Raw genomic sequence first — 10610 nt, forward strand, 5'->3', positions numbered from 1 at the left:
GACCTTGGGGCGGTGGTGCATTTCCAGGATCTCGATGTCGAAATCCTCCGGGTCGAGCGCCTTAGCGGCCTGCTCGACCAGCACCGCCAAAAGGTTGACGCCGAGGCTCATATTGCCGGATTTGACGATCGTGGCATGGCGCGCGGCGGCGGCGATCTTGGCATCGTCGTCGGCTGAGCAGCCGGTGGTGCCGATGACATGGACGATGCGCGCCTGCGCGGCATAGCCGGCGAATTCGACGCTCGCCGCCGGCGCCGTGAAATCGAGCACGCCGTCTGCCCTGGCGAAGGCCGGCAGCGGGTCGTCGACGATCGGCACGTTGATGATGCCGATGCCGGCAAGCTCGCCGGCGTCCTTTCCGAGATGGGGGGAGTCCGGCCGCTCGATCGCGGCGGCGACGCGTGCGCCGGGCATGGTGTGGATGGCGCGGATCAGCGTCTGGCCCATGCGGCCGGCGGCGCCCACCACGACCAGGCCCATATCGCCGGCTTCACTCATGCGCTTCTCCTGACGGTCTTCCTGGCGCGGCTGCGCGGCGCCGGAGTTTGGCCGGAAGTCTGGCTTGCCTTGGCGTCGTCGACAAGCCCCAGCCCCTTCTTGCCCTGGATCCGGTGGAAGCGGGCATAGATGCCGTGCGGGTCGGCCATCAGCGTCGCATGCGTGCCTTCCTCGACCAGCCTGCCCTCTTCCAGCACGATGATATGGTCGGCATTGACCACCGTCGACAGCCGGTGCGCGATGACGATCGTCGTGCGGCCTTCCATGACATGGGTCAGCGCCTCCTGGACACGCGCCTCGGCCTCGTTGTCGAGCGCCGAGGTCGCTTCGTCGAGCAGCAGGATCGGCGCCTGGCGCACGATGGCGCGCGCGATCGAGACGCGCTGGCGCTGGCCGCCGGAAAGCGTCGAGCCGCCTTCGCCGACCGGTGTGTCGTAGCCTTGCGGCTGCTGGCGGATGAACTCGTCGGCCGCCGCGAGTTTCGCCGCCTGCTCGATCTCGGCGTCGGTGGCCGACAGCCGGCCGAAGCGGATGTTGTCGCGGATCGTGCCCTCGAACAGATAAGGCGCCTGCGCCACATAGGCGATCGATTGGCGCAGCGAATGCTTGGTCACCTTGGCGATGTCCTGGCCGTCGACCTCGATCGAGCCCTTGTCGACGTTGTAGAAGCGCTGCAGCAGCGCCACCAGTGTCGACTTGCCGGCGCCCGACGCGCCGACGATGGCCGTCACCTTGCCGGCCGCGGCGGTAAAGCTCAGGTCCCGCAGCACCGGCGTGTCGGCATTGTAGCCGAACGTCACATTGTTGAAGCGCACCTCCCCGGTGGTGACCTTCGCCTCGACCGCGTCGGGCGCGTCGCCCTGCTTCGGCTCGAGGTCCAGCAGCTCGTAGATCATGCGCGCGTTGACCAGGGCGCGTTCCATGCCGACCTGCGTGCGCGCCAGGCGCCGCGCCGGGTCGTAGGCCAGGATCAGCGCGGTGATGAAGGAGAACACCGCGCCCGGTGGCTGCCCGAGCACCAGCGCCCGATAGCCGGAATAGGCAAGCACGGCGGTGACGGCGAGGCCGCCCAGGATTTCGGAAATCGGCGACAGCCGCTCCGCGACGCGGGCGATCTTGTTGTTACGCTGCTCGGCCGTGTCGGCCATGATGCCGATGCGGCGCGCCAGCTCGTCCTCCAGGGTGAAGGCCTTGACGATGGCGATGCCCTGCGTGGCCTCCTGCACCGACCCGTTCAGCCGCGAGTTGATCAGCACGGATTCGCGGTTGATCTTGCGCAGGCGGCGGGTGATGTAGACGACGGCCCAGATCAGCGGCGGCCCGATCAGCAGCGAGCTCAGCGACAGCACCGGATCCTGGTAGATCATCACGCCGACGAGCGCGACGAGCGAGACCGCGTCGCGGCTGATGGAGGTCAGCGTCAGCGACAGGAGATCGCGGATGCCGCCGACATTCTCGTTCACCTGAGCCGCCAGCCGGCCGGAACGGGTCTCGTTGAAGAAGTCGACGCCGAGCTTCATCAGATGGTCGAAGCTGCGCTTCTGGTAGCGGGCGACCAGATTGTTGCCGATCCTGGCCAGCGCGACCGCCTGGCCGTAGCCGGCGAAGCCGCGCAGCACGGAGGCGGCCATGAAACCGGCGCAGATCCAGACGATCATGTCGCTGCGCCGTTCGTAGAAGATCTGGTTGATCATCGGCGCCATGATCCACGCCGTGAAGGCGGTGGTGCCGGAAACAACCAGCAGGCAGGCGACGGCGACGACATAGGTCCACCGATATTCCTTGCCGTTTTCGGCCAGGATGCGGCGCAGCACCGCGCTGACCTCGGTGGGCTGGACTTTAAGTTTGAGCGAAGTTTGAACGGTCAAATCAGGGGCGCTTCGTGGGTTTTCGTCGGACAGGGCTGCCTCTCGGCACCCCTCTTAGCGCCCCGGCTACGGCTTGCCTATGGCGAAACTTCGTCGCGCCGGCCGATCGCCGGCCCGAATCCGGGCGCGATCAGGCGCGCCAGTGCCGCCCCGCCGTGTTGACGCCGAACAGCGACGGCGTCCTGGCATAGGCCGCAAGCCCGAGCAGCGCCGCCAGCGGATGGGTGATGACATAGACCGGCATTTCGCGCATCAGCGCGCTGTGCGGCGCCTTGTCCTCGAAGGCGGCGCGGAAATTGCCTTGCTTCAGCGCCGGCACGATCTTCTGCGCGATGCCGCCGGTGAGGAACACACCGCCCCGGCTCATGAACACCAGCGCCAGGTCACCCGCGGTGCGGCCGAGGCAGGTGACGAACAGTTCCAGCGCCTCCTCGGCGATCGGGTCGGATTTCGCAAGCGCCGCCGCGGTGATCTCGGCCGGCGTGGTGAAGGGCGCATGCCTAGCATCGGCCTTGGCCACGGCGCGATAGACATTGACCAGCCCGCGCCCGCACAGGATCTGCTCGCCGGAGATGCGGCCTTCGAGCTTGTCGATATGCGGGAACACCTCGAAGTCGCGCGGCGTGCGCGGGCCGATATCCATATGCCCGCCCTCGCCCGGCACCGGGATCCAGTGGTCGAGCGCATAGATCAGTCCGGCGACGCCAAGGCCGGTGCCGGGGCCGAGCACGACGCGGCTCGCATTGGGTTCCGGCGTGCCGCCGCCGACCTTTTCCATATGCTCCTCGCCGAGCGCCACGACCGCCAGCGCCTGCGCCTCGAAATCGTTGAGCACCACGACCTCGGTCAGGCCCAGATTGGCGATCATCTGCCGGGGCTTCACGACCCAGGGGCAGTTGGTGAGCGGAATCTCGTCGCCGTCGACCGGCCCGGCGATCGCCAGCACCGCCGAATTCGGCTGGATGGACGAGCGGTCGAGCACCGCCGCCTGGATCGCGTCGTCGATGGTCTTGAAATTCGCCGTCTGGACGATCTGCGGCTCGGTCGCCTCGGAATTAGCGTCGAGCACGATCGAGAAACGCGCATTGGTGCCGCCAATGTCGCCGATCAGGACCGGAAACCGCAGTCCCTTCTCGTCTTCGCCTGCCATGCTCTGATCGTCCTCGTTGCGGCGCGGCTGCGCCGTTTCAATCGATTGACTAGCGCATGACCCCGGAAAGGGGAAGCCCGCTTCGGCGTCAGTTCCCCGGTCTAGGCCTTGGCAGCGGAATGCCGATCTTGGGCGTCGGCGCGAAAGCGCTCGCCGCCGCCGGCATCGCGGCATTGCCGCTGGAGATCGTCTCCGCCGGCTCGGTCGGCTGCGGTTCCGCCACGGCGACCGCGGTGGCGCTGCCGCCCTGGTAGGTCACGGCCGCCAGCGACGGCGCATCCGTCGCGGCGAGCACCGCCTGGCACTCTTTCGGCAGATTGGCCATCGTCATCAGGTCGCGGGCCTTGGGCGCATCGGGGTTCTTGTTGGGCCGCCACGGCTCCTCGGTGAACCACCAGGCCAGCGGCTTGCCGCAGCCGTCGTCAGCGGGCGTCGCCTCCTGCCCCTTGCAACCGGGCGAGCCCGGCTGGCAGCCGATGCGCATGTGGAAGTGATAGTCGTGGCCCCAGAACGGCCGGATCTTGCGCAGCCAGGAACGGTCGCCGGTGACGGTGTCGCAAAGCTCCTTCTTGATGCCGGGATTGACCAGGATGCGCTCGACTTCCGGATAGCTCGCGGCGCGCTTGAGCAGCCTTGTGTGCGCCGGCGTCCACAGCGCGTCCTTCACCAGATGCGTCTTCTCGTCGACCATCAGCGTGGCGCTCATCGATTCGCGCTGGGCCATGCTCAGCGGCCGCTTCGGCATCGGCGTCAGCCAGATGTCGGCGTCGAGCCCGATCTGATGCGAGGCATGGCCGGTCATCATCGGTCCGCCGCGCGGCTGCGAGACGTCGCCGACCAGAAGCCCCGGCCAGCCGTCGGCTCCCGCGTCGCGCGACAGCTTTTCGATCAGCGCGATCATGGCCGGATGGCCCCAGCGCCGGTTGCGCGAGGGGCGCATCACTTCCCAGGTCGGACCTTCCATCGGCAGGGCGACGCCGCCGGCGAAGCAGCCCTTGGAGTAGAAACCGAAGGATTGCGCGGGCACCACCGCAGGCAGTTTCTTGGTGCCGAACAGGTCCTTGGCGCGCGGTTCGGCCGAAATCGCCGCCGCGACCAGCGCAGCCAAGGTCACCAGCGCCAGCGCGGCGGTCAGGAACGGCTTCCTGTCGGGCAGCGATCGCAAATTCATCAGGCCGGATCCCTCTCCAGTCAATCCGTTTGCGGCACGGTCAGGAACGAATCATACCACGCCGCGCGTCCCGCATCGATCTTCAGCGCCTCATCGGGCTGCGCGGCGCTCCGTCCCGCCAGTTGCCCTCGGCCCACATCCGCTCCAGCGCCACCCGGTAGTTCGGGAATCGGAAGCGATAGCCGGCCGCCTTGATCGCCTTGTTGGCGACCCGCTTGTTCTCGCCATAGAAAGAACGCGCCATGGGCGAAAGTTGGGCGGTCTCGAAGGGAATTTCCGGCGGCGGCTCGACGCCCATCAGCCCGGCGGCGTAGGCCACGACATCCTGCGGCGGCGCCGGCTCGTCGTCGGTGACATTGAAGATGCCGCCGAGGTTGCCGCCGGCGAGGTGCCAGAGCGCGCCGGCAATGTCGTCGCAATGTATGCGGTTGAACACCTGCCCCGGCTTGACCAGCCGCCGCGCCGTGACCTCCTCGAGATTGGCCAGCGCGTTGCGGCCGGGCCCGTAGATTCCGGAAAGCCGCAGCACGGCCGCCGGCTTGCCGATCTCGCGGCCAAGCGCCAGCCACTCCTGTTCGGCCGCCACCCGCATCACCGAACGCTTCGACACCGGCCGGCAGTCGCTGGTCTCGTCCACCCAGGCGCCGCCATGGTCGCCATAGACGCCCACGGTCGACAGATAGCCGATCCATTCCAGCGCCGGCATCTTTTCCCGCAGCGCATCGCCGGCGGCCTTCAGCACCGGATCGCCGGCCTCGTCGGGGGCGACCGAGACGATGAGATGCGTGGTCCTGGCAAGCGCCTCGCCGAGCTCGGGCGACAGCGCGCCGTCGAATTGCAGCGGCTCGATGCCGGCCGATCGCAGCGCCTCGAACTTTTCCGGCGCCCGGGTCGTGCCGGAGATCGGCGCGTGCTGGGCGTTGGCCCGCGCGAAAGCCTTGCCGGAATAGCCGGCGCCAAAGATAAAGAAGCGTCTTTCGCTCATCGATGAACCTCTACGGATGCCAAGCCCGCCAGCCATTCTTCGCGAACCGCCGCATCGGTCTCGGTCCTCGAAGCCATGGCGGCAAGCTCGCCAAATTCGCGGTCGGGGAGCAGTCGCGACAGGCCCCAGATTGCCGCACCCCGCACCAGCGGCGAGGCGTCGCCGAGCAGGCCACGCACAATGGGCGCCAGCAACGGGTCGCCCGAATTGCCGGCGGCGATCAGCACGTTGCGCACAAAACGGTCGCGGCCGATGCGCTTGATCGGTGAGCCAGAGAAGAAGGCGCGGAACGCCTCGTCATCGAGCGCGAGCAGGTCCGAGAGCTTCGGCTCGCGCAAATCCTCGCGTGCGGCAAGCTTCGCCTCCGAGGCCGCGCGGGCGAATTTGTTCCACGGGCAGGCGGCCAGGCAGTCGTCGCAGCCATAGATGCGGTTGCCGATCTTGTCGCGGAATTCGCGCGGGATCGGCCCCTTGTTCTCGATGGTCAGGTAGGAGATGCAGCGCCGCGCATCGAGCCGGTAGGGCGCCGGAAACGCATCGGTCGGGCAGGCGTCGAGGCAGGCGCGGCAGGAGCCGCAATGGTCGATCTCGGGCTTGTCCGGCTCCAGCTCGGCCGCGGTGAAGATCGTGCCGAGGAACAGCCAGGAGCCATGCGCGCGGCTGACCAGGTTCGTGTGCTTGCCCTGCCAGCCGAGCCCTGCGGCTTCCGCCAGCGGCTTTTCCATCACCGGCGCCGTGTCGACGAACACCTTTACGTCGCCGCCCGCCTTGGCCACGATCTTGCCGGCGATCTCCTTCAGCCGGCCCTTCATCACGTCATGATAGTCGCGGTTTTGCGCATAGACCGAGATCGCGCCGCGGTCGGGTCTTGCGAGGATGTCACGTGGATCCTGGTCGGGGCCGTAATTCATCGCCAGCACGACGATAGAGCGCACCTCCGGCCACAGCGTCGAGGGCTCAGCCCGGCGCTCAAGCGTCTCGGCGATCCACCCCATCGAGCCGTGAAAACCGTCGGCGACGAATTCGGCCAAGCGTGCGGGCGCCAGCGGGATCGCGTCCGGACGTGTCACGGCGACCGCCTCGAAGCCGGCGCGGCGCGCCTCCGCCTCGATCAGCGCGCGCAAGGTTTCAGAAGTCGAGGTCCGCATAATGCGACACCGGCGACAGGCCGCGCACCCGGTCGGAGAGCAGCGGCCGGAACGACGGCCGCGATTTCACCCGCGTGTACCATTCGCGCGCGGCGCTGTGTTCGCGCCAGTCGATCTCGCCGAGATAATCGAGCACCGAAAGCGTCGCCGCCGCGGCGAGGTCGGCATAGGTCACCTTGTTGCCGGCCAGCCAATGGCGCGTGCCGGCCAGCCAATTGGTGTATTTCATGTGCTGGCGGATGTTGGCGCGCGCCGCCCGGATCGCCGCCGAATCGGGCGAGCCGCCGCCGGCGGTTTCCGGCATCACCGGCTTCAGCACGCGCTCGCGCACCAGGTGGCGGGTGACCTCGCTTTCGGCCTTCGCCAGATACCAGTCGGTCAGCCGGCGGATTTCGGCGCGCTGCATCGGATCCTCGGCGAACAGCCTTTTGTCGCGCTTGAGCACGCCGCGCGTCTCGTCGAGATATTCGGCGATCACCATGGCGCCGACGATCGGCACGTCGCCTTCGGCCAGCAGGATCGGCAGCGTACCGGCCGGGTTCAGCGCCAGGAACTCCTTGCGCCGCGTCCACGGCTTTTCCTCGATCAGCGCCAGCTCCTCGCCATACTCGCCAAAGGCGAGGCGGACGAACCGGCAGGTGGCGAACATGGGATGATGGAAAAGCGTCAGCATGGTTCCGCGATGATAGGGCGCACTGGCGAATCGGTGTCAGCGCCGGTAAGTCTTGGCGGCCCATCATGCGGCCGTCACGGTGTTGCGACCTATAGGGGGACTTCCGCGCCGTGACAAGCAAGCCGTTGTCCCAGCTATCCCCGAAATCCTGAGGTTGCCATGGAAAGCCAGACCATCGTCGAAGCGCTGTTGCTTGGGCTTTTGGAGGGCCTGACCGAGTTCATCCCGGTGTCCTCGACCGGCCACATCCTGCTTGCCGGCCATTTCCTTGGCTTCCACTCCACCGGCAAGGCCTTCGAGATCCTGATCCAGCTCGGCGCGATCCTGGCCATTTTGAGTGTCTATTTCGGCAAGCTCTGGCAGATGCTGATCAAGCTGCCCAGCGACCCGCAGACTAGGCATTTCGTCATCGGCATCCTGATCGCCTTCCTGCCGGCCGCGGTCATCGGCGCCGTAGGTCACGACTTCATCAAAAACTATCTGTTCGAATCGCCAAAACTGATCTGCAGCATGCTGATCATTGGCGGCGTGGTGCTGCTCGTCGTCGACCGCATCAACTTCAAGCCGGTGCATCACGACGTCGAGCGCTTCCCGTTGAGCGTCTATCTCAAGATCGGCCTGTTCCAGTGCCTGTCGCTGATCCCGGGCACCTCGCGTTCCGGCTCGACCATCGTCGGCGCGCTGCTGATGGGCGTCGACAAGCGCGCGGCGGCGGAATTCTCCTTCTTCCTCGCCATGCCTACCATGGTCGGCGCCTTCGCCTTCGACCTCTTCAAGAACCGCAACGTGCTGACTTCGGCCGACCTGCCGATCATTTCCGTCGGCTTCATCGCCGCCTTCGTCGCCGCGCTGATCGTCGTCCGCTTCCTGCTCGATTACGTCTCGCGCAAAGGCTACGCGCTGTTCGGCTGGTGGCGGCTTGCGGTCGGGGTAGCGGGGCTGGCGGCGCTGATGGTTTGGGGGTGAGAACCCGCCCGCAGGATATGGCAACCACACACCGCGCTCCCCCTCACCCAGCCTCCGCTGACCTCTCCCCGAGGGGAGAGGAGACTGTCGGCGTCGGCGGAGAAGGTGGCCGCGAAGCGGCCGGATGAGGGGGCCAGCGCTGCCATATGCGATTGTCTACCCATTATAGCGGGATAAGCCCGCTCAATTCCTCCCATAAAACGCGTTCTCGACATGCACCGGCCAACGCCAGGGCAGCACGGCCACCATGTCGAAACGCATCGAAAGCCGCCCGTAATCCGGCTGCCGCGACAGCCACAGATCTGCGGCGCCCTCGATGCGGCGCTCCGATTCATGGCCGATCGCTTCCATCGCCTCGATCAGCGTGCGGCGCGCCTTGACCTCGACGAACAGCACGAGATCGCCGCGCCGCGCGATCAGGTCGATCTCGCCGAGCCTTGTGCGATGGCGGCGGGCAAGGATGCGGTAGCCTTTCAGCATCAGCGCCAGCGCCGCCAGCCATTCGCCGCGATGACCGCGCCGATAGGCCTTGCGGCGATGGCCGACCGTGCGCTCAGCCACCGTCGGCTCCTTTTTGCTCGACCATGATCCTATCCAAAACCGGCTTCCACTTTTTGGGATCATGGTCCGTCCTTGAGTTCCAAGAGCCGCCGGTAGAGCGCCTGTTTCTGGACGCCGGTCATCTTCGCCGCTTCCGATGCCGCCTTCGAAGCCGGCATTTCGGCCGCCAGCGACAACAGGAGCCGGTCGATATCCGCCGGCTGCTCTTCCGCTGCTTCGGGCGGGCCGACGCAAATGACGATCTCGCCCTTCGGCGTATCGGCGGCGGCATAGTGGCCGGCCAGCTCGGTCAGCGTGCCGGTGCGCATCTCCTCGAAAGCCTTGGTCAGCTCGCGCCCGATCGCGGCCTTCCGCGTGCCCCCCAGTGCCTCGACCATGGCGGCAAGCGTCTCGGCCAGCCGTCTGGGCGATTCGAAGAAGATCAGCGTCGCCGGCACCGCCTTGAAGGTTTCGAGCTTGGTCACTCGTTGCCCTGCCTTCACCGGCAGGAAGCCGGCGAACAGGAAAGCATCGGATGGCAGGCCGGAAGCCGTCAGCGCCGCAAGCGCTGCCGACGGTCCAGGAATCGGCACGACGCGGATGCCCTGCTCCAGCGCCTCGCCGACTAGCCGGTAACCGGGATCGGAAACCAAGGGCGTGCCGGCGTCGGAGATCAGCGCCACGCTCTGCCCGGCCGCCAGCGCCTCGATCAGCTTCGGCCCGGCCTCTTGCGCATTGTGCTCGTGATAGGCGGTGGTGCGGCGGCGGATGCCGTAGCGTTCGAGCAGCACGCGCGAGACGCGCGTGTCCTCGCAGGCGACGATGTCGGCTGCGGCCAGCGTCTCCAGCGCGCGCAGCGTGATATCAGCCAGATTGCCGATCGGCGTCGCCACCAGATAGAGCGCCGGCTGGAGCGCCCGCGCCGCGATCTCGGTCTGTCCGATCAGGTAGCTGCTTCTGTCGCCGGTCAAGGATAACCCTCCGTTCACCCTGTTTGGCATGGCTGACGGCCTGTTGCAAAACGTGAGGTCGGGTTACGAAATCGCCATGCCTTTGCCACAGTGCGGAACGAAACCCACAGCGGCGAATTTAACCCCTGATTCCCCGGGAGGAGGCAGGACCGAACGATGCCCAATCGCTTCGACATCTTCATCAGCCGACTTGAAAGCAAGACCGCCCGCGAGGGCATCCCTTCACACCCCATCGCCGCCCAGAGCGGCGTCCGCCGCGACAAGAGCGAGCAGAAGCAGGCCCGCCCCGATGACGCGCATGGCGAGAAGCACCGCGGCAAGCACCGCCAGAAGCACGACGCTTAAGAGCGTCCCCGACCTTCGCGAGTGGCGAAGACCTCTCTCGCTTCTTCATTCCAGGGCGGAGCGAGGAGCGAAGCGATGCGCACAGACCCTGCAATCCATGCCGTTACATCGAAGTGCCACTAACGGTGCAGAATTCTGGACCGCAACACTCTTCGCATAGGTCACGGCATGGCAACTGTGTTCACGCGAATGCGGTTTTGTCGCGCATGATGGCGTTGAGGACGACCAGGAGCTTCCTTGCGACGGCGATGATGGCGAGTTTCTTGGACCCTGAGCGGGCAGCAAGTGCGGTATA

General features: G+C 66.7%; 11 protein-coding genes. 2 read left to right on the top strand and 9 right to left on the bottom strand.

The genetic code is table 11. From position 1 onward, the window contains the following. From dapB to EOA28_RS12180, 7 genes are all read right to left on the bottom strand, one after another. A partial coding sequence (dapB, locus tag EOA28_RS12150) for a 4-hydroxy-tetrahydrodipicolinate reductase (RefSeq protein WP_128314918.1) occupies positions 1–498 on the bottom strand: 498 nt, incomplete at its 3' end. After that, positions 495–2366, bottom strand: a complete 1872-nt coding sequence (locus EOA28_RS12155; protein ID WP_127253822.1) for an ABC transporter ATP-binding protein — start codon at positions 2364–2366, stop codon at positions 495–497. The genes dapB and EOA28_RS12155, both read right to left, overlap by 4 nt. Positions 2367–2496: 130 nt before the next feature. Then, positions 2497–3516 (bottom strand): glucokinase, encoded by a 1020-nt coding sequence (locus tag EOA28_RS12160; RefSeq protein ID WP_127386355.1) that lies wholly within the window; start codon positions 3514–3516, stop codon positions 2497–2499. A gap of 88 nt (positions 3517–3604) precedes the next feature. After that, positions 3605–4687, bottom strand: a complete 1083-nt coding sequence (mepA, locus tag EOA28_RS12165; RefSeq protein ID WP_127253525.1) for a penicillin-insensitive murein endopeptidase — start codon at positions 4685–4687, stop codon at positions 3605–3607. Positions 4688–4769: 82 nt separating this feature from the next. After that, positions 4770–5672 carry an SDR family oxidoreductase gene (locus EOA28_RS12170; protein WP_127253526.1) on the bottom strand — a complete coding sequence of 301 codons (903 nt, stop codon included), beginning with the start codon at positions 5670–5672 and terminating at the stop codon, positions 4770–4772. Next, positions 5669–6820 (bottom strand): tRNA epoxyqueuosine(34) reductase QueG, encoded by a 1152-nt coding sequence (queG, locus tag EOA28_RS12175; protein WP_127253527.1) that lies wholly within the window; start codon positions 6818–6820, stop codon positions 5669–5671. Before queG ends, EOA28_RS12170 begins: the two co-directional genes overlap by 4 nt. Next, positions 6801–7493 (bottom strand): glutathione S-transferase family protein, encoded by a 693-nt coding sequence (locus EOA28_RS12180; RefSeq protein ID WP_042645260.1) that lies wholly within the window; start codon positions 7491–7493, stop codon positions 6801–6803. The genes queG and EOA28_RS12180 overlap by 20 nt, the downstream gene beginning before the upstream one ends. Positions 7494–7652: 159 nt before the next feature. Between EOA28_RS12180 and EOA28_RS12185 the strand changes: the two genes are divergently transcribed. Then, the gene (locus tag EOA28_RS12185) at positions 7653–8459 is read left to right on the top strand and encodes an undecaprenyl-diphosphate phosphatase (protein WP_127253528.1); all 807 of its coding nucleotides are present in this window, start codon (positions 7653–7655) and stop codon (positions 8457–8459) included. Between the two features lie 183 nt (positions 8460–8642). Here the strand turns inward: EOA28_RS12185 and EOA28_RS12190 are convergent, their stop codons facing one another. Both EOA28_RS12190 and rsmI read right to left on the bottom strand, forming a co-directional pair. Beyond that, entirely contained in the window at positions 8643–9020 is a 378-nt protein-coding gene (locus tag EOA28_RS12190) for a YraN family protein (RefSeq protein WP_126080309.1), read from the bottom strand. 59 nt (positions 9021–9079) lie between these two features. Beyond that, positions 9080–9970: a 16S rRNA (cytidine(1402)-2'-O)-methyltransferase gene (gene rsmI / locus EOA28_RS12195; protein ID WP_245463428.1), complete on the bottom strand. Its 891-nt coding sequence runs from the start codon at positions 9968–9970 to the stop codon at positions 9080–9082. A gap of 156 nt (positions 9971–10126) precedes the next feature. Here rsmI and EOA28_RS12200 point away from each other — a divergent pair, with 156 nt between their 5' ends. Beyond that, the gene (locus tag EOA28_RS12200; protein ID WP_127253531.1) at positions 10127–10315 is read left to right on the top strand and encodes a hypothetical protein; all 189 of its coding nucleotides are present in this window, start codon (positions 10127–10129) and stop codon (positions 10313–10315) included. Positions 10316–10610 lie beyond the last annotated feature (295 nt).

The organism is Mesorhizobium sp. M2A.F.Ca.ET.067.02.1.1 (assembly GCF_004023285.1).
In the GTDB taxonomy this organism is placed as follows: Bacteria; Pseudomonadota; Alphaproteobacteria; order Rhizobiales; family Rhizobiaceae; genus Mesorhizobium.